Here is a 16,010-nt window from a genome sequence, read left to right as displayed (position 1 = left end):
TGCAAAGGTCAAAATCTGTCGCCCCGACGACAATCCATTGGGATGTGCCCGGAGGCGGCCTATAAACTCTCGAAAGGGGCACGGCAGCAGGGCGAAGATGGGCGGAAAGACAGGAACATGGTCTCACAAGGACCGCATGGAAGCGCTGCGCCAGTGTCGGCTGTTTGCCACCTGGCCGGACGAGCGGCTCGCCGATCTTGCCATGATCGCCTACGCCAAGTTCCATCCGCGAGGGGCTGAAATCTTCGCTCGTGACCCCGAACATCGGGAGGCGTTCGTGATTGCTGCGGGGGAAGTGGAGATCGGGCGCGAATCCGTCGATGGACGCCGATTTGTGCTGAGCGTGCAGGGACCGCACGAGATTCTCGCTGTCGTCAGGCTGCTTGCTGCCCCCCCGATCCACTATGTCTATCGGGCCTACGAGGATACCGTACTGCTCCATCTCCCGTGCGATGCGCTGACAGCCCTGCTCGACAGTGATCCCATACTGTGGCGCGATGTCGCTCTGCTGATGTGCGCCCGTCAGGGGGAAAGCCTGCGCCAGCTTGACGCAGTCAGGTTGGGCACGCTGGAACAGCAACTGGCGCGCACATTGATCGACCTGTCGCTCATCCACGGCATCGAACGTCCCGACGAGGTCGAACTCGGACTGCGGCTCCCTCAGGAACAGCTGGCGGCGATGCTTGGCATCTCCCGCCAGAGCGTAAACAAGCTGCTGCGCAAGTTGGAGGAAGAGGCGATCATTGCGCTAGACTACAATCGCATCACCATCCTCAGGCCAGCCGCTCTGGAAGCGCTGGCCCACCCGAAGGCGCCGAAATCACTCGCGGGTTTCGATTGCCGCTGAGCCGATGCTGGGGATCTCAATGAGCGGGTGATCGAGCTTGACGTTACGTACAAACCCACCGCCTGCTCGGGGCCAACCAGTTGGATGCCGGATATTGGTTACGAAATCGCCAGTCAACACGGTGTCAATGGACACCCAGTGTTACGAGGTGTCGCGCTGCATGAGAGGTATGATTTCACGGTTGGGGAGCATGCTCCCCACCCCTGAAATTTCTTCGACGAAGATTGGCGATCAGGCCTTGACGGGGTCCTCGAGGTCGCGCAGGCGGTAACTGCGACCTTTGATGTTGAGGACATGGGCGCGGTGGCGAAGCCGGTCGTGGATGGCGGTGGCGAGGACTTCGTCGCCGGCAAGCAGTTCGGTCCAGTCGCGGATGCTTTTGTTGGTGATGATCATGGCCCCGCTACCATAGCGATAGCTGACGAGGCGAAAGAACAGGCTGGCTTCCTCGCGGTTGAGCGGATCGTAGCCCATCTCGTCGATCAATAGCAGCGCGCTCGACATGTATTTGCGCATCTTGATGCGCGGCGGTGGCAACTGGGCGTCGTGGCGCAGCGCGGCCATGAGCTCGTCGAAGCGGTAGTATTGGACCGAGAAGCCAAGTTGGACCGCACGGATGCCCAGCGCGGCGAGCAAGTGCGACTTGCCCACGCCAGGCGCCCCCTGCAGCAGGACCACTTCGGCGTTGCGGATCTAGGTGCCAGTGGCGAGTGTGTCGATGCGTGAGCGCTCGATTACAAGCTGGAAGGCAAAATCGAAGTTTTCCAGCGTCTGCCCCGACGGCAGCTTCGAGTTCTTGAGCATGACCCGCACCCGACGCTCCTCGCGGCCAGCAAGTTCGGTCGTGAGGAGCCGGACGAGGAAGACGTGCGCACTGATCTCGTCACGCACCGCCTCGCCAATCATGTCATCGAGAGTGTCTGCGGCATGGCCACAGGCAAGCTGGCACAGCTTCTCGCGGGTGGCATCGATATCGAGCCTCATCCGGGGCGTGTTCATCGAGCCACCTCCGCGACGAGCGCATAGAGGTCGAAAGAGCGGTGCTGGACACCAGCGCTTGCAATCTCCTGCAGTTTGCGGCCCATCCGGCCCAGCGGCAGCGGCGCGAGTACCCGGGACGTGCTCGGACCCTCGAAATGGGCGGGGTCAATGACGACCAGCGCCTCGGTTCCACGCGGATGGTCGGCGACAACTTCGCAGTTCTTCAGGAACAGTACCCTGCCAGAGACCCCACGTCCCTCGACGTCCTGGCGGAAGAAGCGAAAGGGCACACTGTAATGGCGTCCCTCAAAAATCGCCAAGCAGTAATCTCAACCAGTCGCGCAACCGCACTCTGCGTATGCCCTTGCTTCAACAGCACACTCATCGCCGTCAATGTCTCGCCATCGAGACAACCCATCGTCCTCTCCCGGAAGACTACCCGCCGGGAAATCGATCAGGCCAAGGCGACAAATCGTAAAGGTAGATGTCGCCTTACGGCCCCCGTGACCCGTCCTTAAACAAGCTGATCGTAGCGGGTGGCGATAGCGCGGTTGATCTTCAAATGACCGAACATGCGCTCGATGCGGTGGCGCTGTTTGTAGAGCATTCGATTGTGCTCGATTTTTACTCGGCGTTTTGACCGGCCGGGTATGGCGGCTTCGATCTTTCTGTCGGCGAGGTCTGCCCGGATCGCGTCGGTGTCGTAATCATTGGCGGCGAGCAACGCGTTTGGTGCGCGCGCGGGCAGCTCGATCAAATCCTCATGAGCCTTACAATCAGCGGCTTCACCGACCGTTAGATGGAAGGCGGGCATCGTGACCAACAAGCGAGACACAGCCTGCTTAATCCTGACTGCAGATACCCGGTCTTCGAAAAGATACTCAATACAGCGCTCATTCGGGAACCAGACCTGAACCCTAGACTTTCGTAGGTGCTTAACCATTACGACTGCAGCAGTATCCGGTTAACCATCGGACAGGATCGATGGTGACCTCTTCCGGATTTTCACCACATTTTTTGTATAAAAGGTCATATCGGATTATTTTAACACCGAGAACGCCTGCATAAACTTAACCACGACACATCTCCATAAATCTCCCCAGAAATTCAATATTTGCATTTACATCCGAACTTAAATAGCCGCTTATCAAAAACCTTCTTGTCGATAAAAGCATCGCAATCCAGTGATATGGATTGCAGTATCTTGCCAGAATGTATCAAGCTAGGGGTTATTGGCAGGCGCCGATGAGGAAAGCGCGCGCTGCGCACAATTTCATCAACGCCTGCCACTGCCGTGCGACCGAAGGGCTGTTCCAGAGGCAGCCTTCCCCTGCTACTATAAACCGCAGATAAATCAAGCACAGTTCCATCAGTCTAGAACAAAAAAGTGCCGTCCAAAAAGGAGTGCTGCATTTTTTGACAGCACGGAGAAATGGCGACCTCCTTAACTAAGGCCTGTCCCGACGTTCCATCCCGATACCGACTTATCCAAGGACTGCTGCGAGAGCCTTATAGACACCCAGACCTGATCAAACTGAATATCTGGAAGCCACGTAGTGATGAGCGCCCCCATGCCGCCCAGAAGTAGGCATGTCAGGCGAATCGGCGAACCTGCATCTGTTTGCCTAAGCCTATGCAGACGCCGCGCTGAAACAATGCAAATGTAAACTACCATCCACGCCACTCTGGCAGCCTTATCAGCGAGCTCTAAGAGCCAGATCCGAAACTAAGTTGAGTGGTATCAGCGGCTTAGCTTGACAGCTTGCCCAGTCGTTGATTCAGGGGTTTCGCCAGAAGCTACCTTGCATACAACAATGCGGACAGATACCACTCGCGCTCTCCATGCGCGAAGCGAGTCGGCTTTGCCAACAGATTTGACCGATGCTGAGAGGGCCATTTTTCAGCCCCTTCTTCCTCCACCAGCGAGAACGCGCCGGCGACGGAAGTGGGAAATACGCCGGATTGCCGAGGCCATCTTCTATCTGCTCTGAGGTGGGCTGCCATGGCGAATGCTGCCGCCTTGCTTTCCTCCGGTCTCAACGGTGCGCCGTTGGTTATACCTCTGGCGCGATACGGGATTGTGGCAGGCCTTGAACCGTGGACTTCTCATGCTGGTCCGCGAAGCGCAGGGTCGCAAGGCCACGCCCAGCGCCGGTGTAATCGACAGCCAGAGCGTCAAAACCACGGCAAGTGGCGGCCCTCGGGGCTACGATGCCGGGAAGAAGATCAAAGGGCGCAAGCGCCACATCCTCACCGACACCGAAGGCAATCTGGTTCTCGCCGTTGTCCATACCGCCGACATTCAGGATCGCGAGGGAGCTCCAATTGCCTTGGGTGGCGTCATAAAGCGGTTTCTCTGGCTGAGGCACATATTCGCTGATGGTGGATATGCTGGCCAGAAGCTAAAAGATGCCCTGAAGCCTTTGGGCAGGTGGATGATCGCAATCATCAAGCGCTCCGACAAGGTCATGGGCTTCGAAGTCCTGCCCCGCCGGTGGGTGGTCGAAAGGAGAATTGCCTGGCTCAACCGAAATCGCCGACTTGCCAAGGACTTCGAGCAAACCATCGCATCCGCCACGGCTTGGCTCTTCGTAGCTACGGTCCAAGCCTTTGTTCGGTGTGCCGCAAGGCATTGTCTCTCAACGACTTAGTTTCGAACCCGACTCTTAGAGCCGATAATGGATTGCTGGTTAGAAGGGTCGCACTTGAGCCGTCGTGAAACCGTGTCGCTGTGCTAACAGACAATCCGAACTATCCAAACCGGGATGATCTGAAGAGTAACACAATACAGTTGGTCGGTCGCGTGATATCGGCGGGTTCAGAGGTTACCTGACGCGCCCAATTTTGCCATAACGTGACGCCAAAGCAAATGAAGTATAGGTTGAAGAGAATATTTTTTCCATTAATTTTCAATAGCGTAGGATTGACAGTTTATTTTTGAAAATCTTTAAGACATTCGGAAATTTTGATGAATAGATCTGTCTGTTAGCCTTCTCTATATATCTTACATTAGACTGACAATTGCAAAAAGAGGATACGTGGCCGTCGTAAGCGTCAACTTTACCATCAGCTAATGCTGTGTTCGAGTACGTCTTCGTTTAGTCTACGCTGGAAAGCTGGGGGCCTCGTCAGACGCAGTTGATCCTGCAGAACGCATTTTCGATGGTCTGTCGTCTGCGGTGATGATCGTCATGTATTATCTGCAAGCAGTCCCGTCCAACGGCGCTTACGATCGGTGATTGGACCGTGGAGATCAGCGCATCTTTTGATCAGCGCTCAACGGAGATAGGAAAGCCCAGAAACGCACACGGCACTCGAAGCAAAGAGCCTGTGCGAGGCTTCATCGGAAAGCTAGGGGCTACTCATAAACCGCCTAACACCAGTGCTGCATCAGCAACCCTCTGTACTTGCTAAGGCGGCCTTCAGCAAAGGTGTAATCGAGGAAATTGCGGATCACTTCGCAGTGGCGGCACTCGACAGCTGGGCCATCGTTAGCATGTTGCCCAGTTTGAGGCCCACTGCCATGTCTGGCAGGGGGAGACGGGAGACGTCCAGCCCAATTGTCTGCCCGGCCTGCTGCGCGAGGAAGCTGATCGGGAAGTGATTGACGCTGCGCTGGACCTCGACGCGGGCATAGCCGGCGGTTTCCAGCACCTTCGTCATCGTCTCGGGATTGTAGAGCTCGGGATGCTGGAGGCAGAAGGGCGGGAAGGTGCGCCCCATCACCGCGCGCAGCAGCGACTTCTCGTTGTGCGTCACAATCAGAATCCGCCCGCCCGGCTTCAGCTTGGCGCGGATCTGGCGCAGGATCGCCAGCGGCTCGATGATGTGATCGAGCACATGGATCATTACGGCAAGGCTGATCGTGCCATCGGGAACCCCGCCGAAATCATCCATCGCCGCGCTGATCGTGTGCGGCAGCGCACCGGCCGAGCGCGCCAGCACATCGTGCACAGCCCGGTTCGGCTCGAACAGCCAGGCGTGGCCGAACTTGCCCGAAGCGGCCGCAGAGGTGACGATGTGCCCGACATCCGGACCGATCTCGAGGTAATCGCCCGGCGCAACGCTGCGGGCCACCGCAGACCAGTATCCGCGCTGCGTTGCCTCGATGGCGGAGGAAGGCACGATATCCATGTTGGGCGCGAGATTGGCGTAGAGTTTGCCGAGCTGTTCGCCGGTGAAATAGCGCGGGCAATAGAGCAGGCCGCAGCCCGAGCACCGGGCGTAGGTGAAGAACATGCGCTCCTTGCGCAGCCCTTCCCAGAACGGCACTAGGCCATCGAGCCCGACATCCTCGCCGGCGGGCTTGCTACGCATTTCAGGGCTCGCCTGCGTGCTTCCGCAGCACGGGCAGGCCCGTTCAAGTAAGGCTGCCATCGATCATCAAGTCCCTGTATCAGAACGAAACGTTACGGCCTGGTGCCAGAAGTAGCTGCCAATCATCGTGACCATCGCAAAGCCGAACTGGGCAGGTATGGGATGGAGGCCCAGACCCTGGACCAGCAGTGGCAAGGCAATCAAGTTGGCCCCGAAGACGATGTAGGAATAGGAAGAGAAATAGGCGAACTCGCGCAGGATGTTCTTGCGCGTGCGGAACACCCCGATCTTGTAGGTGCTGAAGGCGAACACGACACAGACCAGCTGCGACAGGACGAGCGCCGCCATGTAGTTGCGCGCAAACCACGGCCAGATCCACAGGAGCGCCGGGAAGAACGACAGCCCGAACGCGGTGTTGGCCGCGCCGGCAAGGAGATAGCGCACCGGGCGCTCGCCCCGGCGCAGACTTTCGAGGACGCGGTCGATCAACGTCACGCGGTCATTCGTCCAGCAACGTGATGCGCATGTTCTCGCGCAGCACTTCGCGCGGAAGGAACGGCGAGAGATCTTCGAGCGGCGGGGAGGTCATCCGCCCGTCCGGATGGACCTTGGCCCCTAGCTTAGGCGCGAACGAGGCATTCTCGTCAATCATGACTTCGCAGATCGTGGCGCCGGGCGCTTCGATCGCGTCGCGCAACAAGCCAAGGTTCTCGTGCCCGTCGATCCGCCAGTAGCCGTAGCCGAAGGCCGCCGCCAGCTTGGAGAAATCCGGGAACGTCACGTTGCTCTTGGGTCCGCCACCCACTTCGACGCCGTTGAAGTAGTTGCGGTGGGTCTGGAAGATCGAGACGTAGCCGTTGTTGTTGAGCAGGATGATCTTCACCGGCATGCCATAGCCGACGATCGTCTGCAGCTCCTGCAGGTTCATCATGATGCTGCCATCGCCGGCCACGCAGATCACCCGGCGCGGATTGCCGAGCCCGACGCAGGCGCCGATCGCGGCCGGCAGATCATAGCCCATCGTGGCGCAGCCCGAATTGGTCCACAGCCGCAGGCCCTGCTTGATCTGCGCGGTCTGGAAGCCGACGACGCAGGCGCTGCCATTGCCGCAGACGACCACATCCTCCCCGTCGAGCACCTGGAACATCGCATCAAGCGCGACATAGGGATGACAGACGGCATTCTGGTTGTATTCGGGCAGGACGACCGGGAACCTGCGCCGCCGCTCAACCGCCCATTCCAGCCATTCGCGCTGCTCTTCGGTCGGGCCTTCGGGCGCGGCGGCGATAAGCGCAGGGATGAGATCCTTGAGATCGGCCACAACCGGCATGTCCGGCTTGACGTTAGGCTTCTGCAGTTCGAGCGGATCGATATCGACCCAGATCTTGTAGGCCTCGCGCGCGAAGCTGTCCCAGTTGTAACTGACCTGCCGGATATTGAGCCGACTGCCGAGCACGAGGAGGAAATCGGCGCTCTGGTTGACCATGTTGCCACCCCGGTCGCCGACCGTGCCGGGGCGGCCGCAATAAAGCGGGTGATCATCCCAGATCACGTCGTGCGCGTTCCACCCGGTGACGACCGGCACGCCGAGCTTTTGAACGAGTTCGATGAAGGCCGCATGCGCGCCGCTGAGCCGGACACCGCCGCCGGCAAAGACGACGGGTCGCTTGGACGTCTTCAGCTTCGCGATGATCGCCTCGGCTGCGGCGGCAAGGTCGATCCTCGTCCACGGCTCGTCGAGTTCGGCGGGATCGAAGCCGGGATCGAGCGTATCGGGATCGATCCGCGCGGCCTGCACATCGAGCGGAATGTCGAGCCACGTTGGCCCAGGGCGGCCCGAACGCGCGAGGTAGATCGCCTTTTCAAGGTGATAGCGGATGGTCTGCGGATCGGTGACCATCTCGGCATACTTGGTGATCGTCTGCACGATCGGGGCGATATCGAGTTCCTGATCGCCATACTGACGCAGCGGCAGCCCGGTGTGGCGCACCGTAGTCTCGTTCTTGACCTGTCCCGAAAGCACGAGGACGCCGACCGAATCCACGAAGGCGCCGTAGATGCCTGTGATGGCGTTGGTGCCGCCCGGCCCGGAAGTGACGTTGACGACCGGCAGCCGCCCGGTCAGCCGACCATAGGCCTCTGCCGCGATCGCGAGGGCCTGCTCGTGGTGGCAGAACGTGGTGCGGATCGCCTCGTGCGTGCCGATCGAATGGTTGAGGTGCATGGCCCCGCCACCGGTGAGCATGAACACGTCGCCAACCCCATGCGCAACCAGTTGCTGCGCCACCCAGTCAGAAAGTTTCACCTTGGTCATCGCGTCCATCCATTCCACGCTGCGGTGCGGCGAATTGCCTCGTCCAGATCAACGGTGAAAACCACGCCCAGTTCGCTGCGGATCCTTGCGGTCGAGGGCACATAGCGCCCCGGGTTCCAGCCATGATCCGGCTTGCCGAGAATCTCGAACCGGCCGCTGCCAAGCAGGGTCGCTGCGCGCTCGGCCAGTTCGCCAATCGAAACGGCCTCTTCCGAGCCCAGATTGTACGTCGCGCCGGCTGGGGCCCGCAGCAGCACGGCCCACATCCACGCCGCGAGGTCAGCCGTGTAGAGATAGGAGCGCACCGCCAGCCCGTCGCTGTTCACCGTGATGGTGCGCCCGACCATGGCATCGCGGATGAAATTGCCTGCCGCGAAGTGGATATCGAGCGCCAGCATCGGGCCGAGCAGCGCGAAGATGCGCGTCGTCACGATGTCGAGCCCGAACTGGCGGCGATAGATCGCGCACAGCATTTCCGCCGCGCGCTTGCCTTCGCCGTAGCTGGACCGGTGGGTCGAGAGGTCGGGACTGCCACGATAGTCCTCGTCGACATGGGTCAGGTCCCACGGCTGCCCGCCGTAGACCGCGCCGGAGGACATGAATAGCACGCGCCCAGCCCCCGCGGCCAGCGCGAAATCGAGCGTATTGCGCGTGCCGGCCACGATCGTATCGAACATGCGCAGCGGATCGCTCTCGTTGAGATCGGCACTGGCATCGGTCGCGCCGTGGATCACATGCGTGTAGCGCGCGCCATCGGGCTGCAGGGAGAGGACATCGCCGGCCACCAGCCGCAGCGCAGGCCACGCGGCGAGCGTGGGGGCCTTGGCGGCAAAGGCGGCGGGATCGCGGGTCAGCACCGCGACCTCAAGGCCCAGCCCATGCGCCACATCGGCCAGTCGCAGTGCTTCCAGCATCCAGCGCCCGATCAGGCCCGTGCCACCAGTGATGAACAGGCGCGCACCGCGTAGCGCGGGCCAGTCCGCCGCAAGGCTCTCAACCACGCAGCCGAGGTCTTCAGCGAGGATCGGATGCAGGCTCATGCCGCCGCCTGCGCCGCGCCGAACGAAAGCTGGGGCCGCTGTGTGCGATAGGTTAGCGTCGCTTCACGGATCGTATCGAGCGAGAGCAGCATCAGCACGGCGAGCAAGCCGATGGGGTGCGTGAACTGGCCGACGGCAATGCCGAACTGCGCCGTCACCGCCTTGCCGCTGAGCCATGCCGTCGCGTGGATCACCGGCAGCGTCGAAATCTGCCAATCGACGTTGAGCGCGTTGAGATAGATGATCGTGATCGAGCCAATGCGGGCAAAGCCGCGCCACGGCTCCATGAACACTAGGAACACGAGGAACATCTCGGTATAGCCGCCAGGCGAGCGGATCGTCAGCGAGATCAGCAGCGCGATGGCGGCCAGCCGCGTGATCGAGACGGCCTTGGGCTGGAGCCAGGCGAGGAGCAGAGCCGCGACGCCGGTCAACTGCGCCACCGCCATCGCCGTGGACAGGACGAAGCGGAAGGTCTCGTAGGTGTCGGAGCGGAAGTAGCGCAGTACCGGGAACCGGCCGCTGTCAATCACGCCGAACAGGCCGTTGAAGCTCGTCGAATAGTAGATCTCGCCAACGACATCGCCGCTCGTGAAAGTGATCCAGTTGGCCGTGTTGGCAAGCAGTTCGGCCACGCTGCCGCCGCCGACGAAGGCCCATGTCGCCAGATAGAGGAGCACGGTGGCAATCGCGGCGAGTTCGAGCTGCCGCCAATCGCGGCGGATCGCCCAGGCGAAGGTCGTCACCAGCATGTAGGGCTTGAAGTTGATCATCAGCGCGGCGGCGATGGCGCGGACCGGCCGCGAGGTGGCGAAGAAGCCGAACGCCACGACCATCGCGATGTAGCACATGATGAGCAGTTGCCCGCGTTCCAGCGCGTAGAGCGAGCGATAGCCGAACGCGAGGGCGAGCGTGCGCATGACCGCCGTGCGCGGGTCGTTGCGGCGCAGGGCCAGGTAGGAGACGGCGATGGCCGCGACATAGGACGCGAGGATCGTGACGATCGACAGCCAGTCGCAATCCCGCGCCGCGAACGAGGAGGTGACGTAGCACGACGAGATGCTGAACAGCCTCAGCAGCACGAACGAGAGGGGCGGATAGATCGAGCGCCAGACCGAATAGGCGCCCCGGTGATTGGCCCAGTAGGCGGTGTTGAACCAATCCATGAAGGTATCCTGCGGATCCCATATGAAGGGCTGGGGCAGGTATCCGGTCTCGAAGAAGCAGTGAACGACCGAGACGAACGAGGCGAGCACGAGCAGCAGCAGCGCAAGTTCGTGCAGCGTGGCGCGGAGGGCCAGCCGCAGGGTATCGAGCCGATCCGGTTCGGCTGCCTCAGTCATCTTCGGCTACGACGAACGGCTGGCGCACCGGCCTGGTGCGGCTCGGCGGAAAGTTCAGTCGCTCCTGCTCGATCACCAGCGGGACGCGCCGCGTCCGTTCGGCGATGATGCGCACCTGTTCGCCCAGGAGCCCGGTGAACAGGAAGCCGAAGCCGAACAGGCCGAACTGGCTGGCAAGGATGACCCACGGCCATGCGGCCCAGCCGGCAAAGGCTGCCGCCGCGCCGCAGATCGCCAGCGCGAAGCCGAGCGCCATAAAACCGAGCGACCACACGATGGGTCGGCGCAGCAGCGCCTTGGACGAGCCGGCAAGACCCGAGACCGCGAAATCGAGCAGCGCGAAGACGTCGTTCTTGGTCTGCCCGCCGCGCCGCTCCGGCCGGTCGTAAGGAACGAGGCCGATCGAATAGCCGCTTTCCACCAGCATGCCGCGGAAGAACGGTTCGGGCTCGTGCCAGCGGGCGAGCGTTTCGACCACGCGTCGGTCGTAGAGGCCGAAACCGGTGGCGCCGGGGATCACGGCATAGTCCGCATTACGCGCAAGGAAGCCGTAGCCGGCCTTGCGGGCTGCAGTGAGCACGGCCCCGGCTGCTTCCTCGCTGCGCCGCACGCCCAGCACGATCATGCGGCCTTCACGCCATTGGCGGATGAATTCGCCGAGCAGCGCGGGCGGGTCCTGGAAATCGGCGCACATGCCGATCACGGCAGCGCCTTCGGCCTGATAGATCGCGTGCGTGGGCGAACGCATCTGGCCGAAATTTCGCGTGTTGAAGATCGCCCGCACATTGCTGTCCGCATCGCAGATCTTGCGGACCAGCTCGCGGGTGCGGTCGCTCGAGCCATTGTCGATGAAGAGGATTTCCCACGAACGCGCGTGCTTCACGAGCTCGGCGCGGACTTCCTCGTAGATGCCCGGTACATTCTCTTCCTCGTTAAGGCAGGGGATCACGACCGAGACTTCTATATCGTTCATGCTGTGGCCCGCCTGCGTCAATCGGCCGGCGCACTTGGCGTGGGGCCAGTCTCGCGTGGTCCAGCGCCAGGATCGAACAGTCCCGTCGCCGGCGCATAGAATTCGACGAACACGATCAGCCCCGCGAGCAGCGCAAGAAGCGCCACCGCGGTGGTGTTGAAGTAACGGTCGGGATCGACATGGGGCACGTCGATAACCGAAAGCTGGGCGCGGTCCTGCGAGACGATTTCCTGCACCGCAATCTCTTCGGCGGCGCGCTGATAGACGTCGGAAACGCCCTGCGCGAAAGCAAAGTTGCGATAGAGCCGGGCGTAGGCGAGCGCCGTTTCCGAAATCGCACCGACGTTAGGGCTGGCCTGCCCATCTTTCGCGGTGGCCGCGCGGGCGATCTGCGCCTGAAGCGAGGCAACCTGCCCCGCCACGACGGCAAGACGCGGGTTGTCCGGCCCGGCAATGTCGCGCAGCGTGGAAAGCTCGACCTGCTTGGCCTGAAGCTGGCCCTCGAGCCCTGCCCGCACCGTCAACTGCTCACCGAGCTGGGCGGTGGGATCGGCAATGCGGTTGGCCTTTCGGAAGGCCTCGAGCTGGGTCTGCGCCTGCACCAGTCTTTCCTGTGAACTGTTGAGCCGGTCCTCGACGATGCGGCGCTTGCGCGAGACCTGCATGCGCACATAGGCGCCCATGCGGTCGCTCATCGCGGCGACATAGGCCTTGGTCAGATCAAGCGCCCAGTCCTGATCATAGGCCCGCGTCTCGAACTCGATGATGCCGCCGAGCAGCGAATGAATGTCGACCCGCTTTTCCAGCGCAACCAGCGCCGCGCGCTCGTCGGCATAAGGACGCCCCGGGCCGGCGAGCTTGAGGCGGGCGACCACGTCGCGGCCGACAGCATCGCTCTTGGCCAGCTGAAGCGTCACTTCGGTCGCGCTGCGATCGCCGAACAGCGAGGCAAGGTTCTGCAGCTGCGTTCCTGCACCCGACATGCTGAACAGCGAGGCCGCGTTGTTATCCCCTGGCACAACTTTCGCGCGGGCCATGAACGGTCGCGGGAAGAGGCAGAGCACGGCCAGAACCGCGCCCAGCACGCAGTACACATAGACCCGGATCCGGCGTTCGCGCAGCCGGCCGATGCGCTGCCAAGCCGTCACTTGGTGATCGCCACGATCGACGCACTCGCGAGCGCGCCCTGGAAACCGAAGTTGAGCAGATCCTTGAAGCGCGCCCAGAACGCGCCGCGTTGGGAATCGATCGGCACGAACACGAGATCGCCCGGCAGCGCCGCGGCCGAAAGCGTGCCCCGTCCGCTCAGCAACGTGCCGTTCGCGCGCACGATGAAGACGTGCCTGCGGTCGGCCAGCCGGTTGACCCCCCCGGCAAGCTTCACGTAATCACCCACCTTGGTGCCGGGATTGTAGCGAAAATCGGCCGAGCTGTTGACCATGCCGTAGACCCCGACCGCAAGCGAGCGGGTGGGGATCACGAGATTGTCGTTGTTCTCGACGACGAAGCTTCCCGGCAGGCTCTGGTCATTCGGCGCGACCGGCAGGACGAGACGCCCTTCGATCCGGCGGCCATTGAGTTGCTTTACCAGCGCATCGACGGCCGAAAGGCGGGCGCTGTGGTCCTTGTCCTGATTTTCGTAGCGCACTAGCGGCTGCGCTGTGAGCGAGACTTTCAGTTCGTCGACCGCCTTGGCGAAATTGTAGGCCTGCTGGCGGCGCAGGCTGTCGCGCACGAACACCGCGCCGAAGGGGTAGGCCTGTGGCGTAAGCCCGCCTGCCTTCGCGATCACTTCATCAAGCGTGGTGCCCGGCTGCACGAAGTAGCGGCCGGGGTTCTGCACCTCGCCGCCGATGGTGACGAGCGCGGGCAGTCGCTGCTGCGGCTGGGCGATGCCAACGGCAGAAAGGACGCGCAGCACAAGCCCGCGCCGCGCCGGCGTTGCCGCAGCAACCTCCGGTGTCAGTTCTTGCCAGCCCTGATCGCTCATCGGATCGAGCACATGGAGGCGACGAATGTCGGCAACGGTGTTGACCCCGCCGCCATAGACCAGCACGTCCTTGAGCGTATCACCGGCGCGAGCTTCGTAGATAGCCTCGTTGTTCACGCTGCCGATCGCCGCGATCTGCGCGCCGGCAGGCGCGATGAAGATCACGTCGCCGTTCTGCAGCACGGCATCGGCGGATTTGTCGCCCTTGAGCAGGAAATCGTAAAAATCGAAATCGGAGATGAGCTTGCCGCCGCGCCGGACCTGGATCGAGCGGAAGCTGCCCCCGGCCGCCGGACCGCCCGCGGCAAGCACCGCGTTCACCACCGTCGACAGGCTGCTGACAGTGTAGGAGCCGGGCACGGCAGCAAAGCCCGTCACGTAGACGGTAATGCCGTTGAGCCGGGTGACCCCGACCGTTGCGGTGAAATCCTTGTACTGGCGCGAGACCGCTCGGCCGATCACGGTCTGGAGATCGCGGTAGGGCACGCCCGCAACCTGGATCGCGCCGACTTCGGGGACGAAGATCCGCCCCTCGGTATCGACCTTGAGCCTGAGGTTGGTGGCCTGCACGTTGCCGGTCAGCCCGAGCCGGATCTCATCACCCGGATTGATGCGGTAATCGGGCGGCACCGAAACGACCGGGGGCGCGATGAAATCCCGCGCGCTGGGGGTGAGCAGATCGGACCCGAACCGGCGGACCGGCTTGCCCACGAGTTCGGAAACGAACGCCTCGAATTCCCCGGGCGGACCGGCAGGCTGGCGGCGCAGGCGCGCTAGTGGTTCATCCGTGGCCACGGGGCGCGGCTCGGCAGCAGCCTCGCCATCGGCGGGCAGCGTGAGCTGCGTCGGACGATAGTCCGGAATGGCGCTGCTCTGCACGCTGGGCGCGGGCTGCAGGCCGCGGTTCGTGGCGTTCTGGGCGGCGCTGGACTGCGACATGCCGGTCGAAACCTGACCGCTATAGGTCGAGGCGACCTGTCCGGGATCGACGACCTGCGCCACGCCCGGCATCGCCACCAGATCGCAGCACAGCGCAAGCAAAGCCAGTGTAGCGCAAGATCCAAGCTTGGAGATTTTCAACGGATTGCCCATCTATCAGCTGTGCACGGGTTCGCCTGATCAGGGATTCATCAGGCCATCACAGCATGGGCCCAAATGGCCCGCCACACAAAACTCCCTAGCATGCGGCGCCAAAGCTGCCGACATGGAGTATGTCCGGGCAGGCCCGAAGAGCGCTGCCCGTAGCCCGCCGAAGTCAGCGCCCGACGGCCGCCAGCTGCACGCGCGAGGCCTGCCGCTCTTCCATCATCTTGATCCGGGTGAGATCTTCTCCGGCGATCTGACTGTAGTATTCGTGCTTGTTGCGCAGCCACGTCAGCTCGAACTCGACCGCGGTGGCAATACCCAGCGAAAGCGACTCGCTTTCGGCGGCAGCGCCATCGAACACGACCTTGCGGGTCTCGAACCGGTCGAGCCGCACCGCGCGGAAACGCGCGAGCGCCGCCGCAGCTTCGGCCGCGACCGAGCCGCCGACGACGAGATCGAGATCATGCTCTGCACAAGCGGCTGCGACTTCGAGGACCGCAGTGGTGATCGCGGGATCGTTGATCGCACCACGTGGCATCCCGCGCGAAAGGGTGAAATCGACGCGGCCGAACACGATCCCGTCAATCCCGCCCTGCTTGGCAACCGGCACCATCCCGGCAAGATTCTCGAGCGTCGCCTGCGTCTCGAGGTTGACCAGGAATTCGGTTTCCTGCTCGTTCTTGCCGTAAACCTTGTTCTTGGCAACGACGAACTTGGACAAGGCGTAGGGCGTTTCCACCATCGGGGCGATAATGTAATTGGCTCCATAATTGCGGCATTGCAGCAAATCCGACACCGCTTCGCAGCCGCCGATCTTGATCGCAACCTTCAGATCGGCCCGGTGTGCAACCTCCAGCAGCCGAAGAAGTTCGTCCGCACGCGTGCCTTCGGCCTCAAACTCTGCCTTAACAGCAACAAAACCGCAATAATCGCGACCATGCTTCAACAGGTCAAGCATGTGGCGTTCAGCAATGTTCACAAAGACCTCCAGAAGGTCACGTCCGTCAACGTGGTGTAATTTCGGCGGTGGCCCTGGGTCATCGTCAGGCGGCCTTTGCGGTGATGTGTAGTGGCTGATTTTCCTCCTCGATCATGGATTGGTTGAGTTCGGCCATACCC

Annotated in this window: 12 protein-coding genes and 2 pseudogenes; 2 read left to right on the top strand and 12 right to left on the bottom strand. The window is 62.0% G+C overall.

Features of this window, described 5'->3' with window-relative positions:
* The first annotated feature begins 136 nt into the window (after positions 1–136).
* Positions 137–847: a Crp/Fnr family transcriptional regulator gene (locus tag ACE3N9_RS02010; protein WP_374280346.1), complete on the top strand. Its 711-nt coding sequence runs from the start codon at positions 137–139 to the stop codon at positions 845–847.
* 231 nt (positions 848–1,078) lie between these two features.
* Here ACE3N9_RS02010 and istB read toward each other — a convergent pair.
* The 3 genes and pseudogenes from istB to ACE3N9_RS01995 form a co-directional block, all read right to left on the bottom strand.
* Positions 1,079–1,831: pseudogene (istB, locus tag ACE3N9_RS02005) on the bottom strand (IS21-like element helper ATPase IstB).
* An 11-nt stretch (positions 1,832–1,842) separates the two neighbouring features.
* Complete coding sequence (locus tag ACE3N9_RS02000; protein ID WP_196275891.1) at positions 1,843–2,148, bottom strand: hypothetical protein; 306 nt, start codon at positions 2,146–2,148, stop codon at positions 1,843–1,845.
* A gap of 194 nt (positions 2,149–2,342) precedes the next feature.
* Complete coding sequence (locus tag ACE3N9_RS01995) at positions 2,343–2,642, bottom strand: transposase (protein ID WP_343071052.1); 300 nt, start codon at positions 2,640–2,642, stop codon at positions 2,343–2,345.
* A gap of 1,000 nt (positions 2,643–3,642) precedes the next feature.
* Between ACE3N9_RS01995 and ACE3N9_RS01990 the strand changes: the two are divergent.
* A pseudogene (locus ACE3N9_RS01990) lies at positions 3,643–4,479 on the top strand (IS5 family transposase).
* Between the two features lie 802 nt (positions 4,480–5,281).
* On the opposite strand, the gene ACE3N9_RS01985 reads toward ACE3N9_RS01990, so the two are convergent.
* The 9 genes from ACE3N9_RS01985 to ACE3N9_RS01945 form a co-directional block, all read right to left on the bottom strand.
* Complete coding sequence (locus tag ACE3N9_RS01985) at positions 5,282–6,145, bottom strand: class I SAM-dependent methyltransferase (protein ID WP_246465766.1); 864 nt, start codon at positions 6,143–6,145, stop codon at positions 5,282–5,284.
* 66 nt (positions 6,146–6,211) lie between these two features.
* Entirely contained in the window at positions 6,212–6,634 is a 423-nt protein-coding gene (locus ACE3N9_RS01980) for a GtrA family protein (protein WP_214652470.1), read from the bottom strand.
* 10 nt (positions 6,635–6,644) lie between these two features.
* Positions 6,645–8,459, bottom strand: a complete 1,815-nt coding sequence (locus tag ACE3N9_RS01975; RefSeq protein WP_246465765.1) for a thiamine pyrophosphate-binding protein — start codon at positions 8,457–8,459, stop codon at positions 6,645–6,647.
* Positions 8,456–9,499 (bottom strand): NAD(P)-dependent oxidoreductase, encoded by a 1,044-nt coding sequence (locus tag ACE3N9_RS01970; RefSeq protein WP_196277345.1) that lies wholly within the window; start codon positions 9,497–9,499, stop codon positions 8,456–8,458. The genes ACE3N9_RS01975 and ACE3N9_RS01970 overlap by 4 nt, the downstream gene beginning before the upstream one ends.
* A complete protein-coding gene (locus ACE3N9_RS01965; RefSeq protein ID WP_196277344.1) occupies positions 9,496–10,842 on the bottom strand; it encodes a hypothetical protein in 1,347 nt (448 codons plus the stop codon). The genes ACE3N9_RS01970 and ACE3N9_RS01965 overlap by 4 nt, the downstream gene beginning before the upstream one ends.
* Positions 10,835–11,815 (bottom strand): glycosyltransferase family 2 protein, encoded by a 981-nt coding sequence (locus ACE3N9_RS01960; RefSeq protein ID WP_196277343.1) that lies wholly within the window; start codon positions 11,813–11,815, stop codon positions 10,835–10,837. Before ACE3N9_RS01960 ends, ACE3N9_RS01965 begins: the two co-directional genes overlap by 8 nt.
* A 17-nt stretch (positions 11,816–11,832) precedes the next feature.
* Complete coding sequence (locus ACE3N9_RS01955) at positions 11,833–12,963, bottom strand: capsule biosynthesis protein (protein ID WP_196277342.1); 1,131 nt, start codon at positions 12,961–12,963, stop codon at positions 11,833–11,835.
* Positions 12,960–14,897: an SLBB domain-containing protein gene (locus tag ACE3N9_RS01950; protein ID WP_374280341.1), complete on the bottom strand. Its 1,938-nt coding sequence runs from the start codon at positions 14,895–14,897 to the stop codon at positions 12,960–12,962. The genes ACE3N9_RS01955 and ACE3N9_RS01950 overlap by 4 nt, the downstream gene beginning before the upstream one ends.
* A gap of 163 nt (positions 14,898–15,060) precedes the next feature.
* On the bottom strand, positions 15,061–15,849 hold the full coding sequence (locus ACE3N9_RS01945; RefSeq protein ID WP_196277350.1) for an aldolase/citrate lyase family protein: 789 nt from the start codon (positions 15,847–15,849) through the stop codon (positions 15,061–15,063).
* Positions 15,850–16,010: the final 161 nt, after the last annotated feature.

The organism is Novosphingobium sp., from assembly GCF_041905565.1.
In the GTDB taxonomy this organism is placed as follows: Bacteria; Pseudomonadota; Alphaproteobacteria; order Sphingomonadales; family Sphingomonadaceae; genus Novosphingobium.
The sequence above is the reverse complement of the archived record's forward strand: the minus strand, read 5'-3'. Positions and strand labels throughout refer to the sequence as shown.

Bases quoted from the DNA above. Each gene is read 5' to 3' on its own strand.
- ACE3N9_RS02010 (WP_374280346.1), top strand. From the start codon at position 137: ATGGAAGCGCTGCGCCAGTGTCGGCTGTTTGCCACCTGGCCGGACGAG.
- ACE3N9_RS01995 (WP_343071052.1), bottom strand. From the start codon at position 2,642: ATGCCCGCCTTCCATCTAACGGTCGGTGAAGCCGCTGATTGTAAGGCT.
- ACE3N9_RS01985 (WP_246465766.1), bottom strand. From the start codon at position 6,145: ATGCGTAGCAAGCCCGCCGGCGAGGATGTCGGGCTCGATGGCCTAGTG.
- ACE3N9_RS01975 (WP_246465765.1), bottom strand. From the start codon at position 8,459: ATGACCAAGGTGAAACTTTCTGACTGGGTGGCGCAGCAACTGGTTGCG.
- ACE3N9_RS01970 (WP_196277345.1), bottom strand. From the start codon at position 9,499: ATGAGCCTGCATCCGATCCTCGCTGAAGACCTCGGCTGCGTGGTTGAG.
- ACE3N9_RS01965 (WP_196277344.1), bottom strand. From the start codon at position 10,842: ATGACTGAGGCAGCCGAACCGGATCGGCTCGATACCCTGCGGCTGGCC.
- ACE3N9_RS01960 (WP_196277343.1), bottom strand. From the start codon at position 11,815: ATGAACGATATAGAAGTCTCGGTCGTGATCCCCTGCCTTAACGAGGAA.
- ACE3N9_RS01950 (WP_374280341.1), bottom strand. From the start codon at position 14,897: ATGGGCAATCCGTTGAAAATCTCCAAGCTTGGATCTTGCGCTACACTG.
- ACE3N9_RS01945 (WP_196277350.1), bottom strand. From the start codon at position 15,849: ATGCTTGACCTGTTGAAGCATGGTCGCGATTATTGCGGTTTTGTTGCT.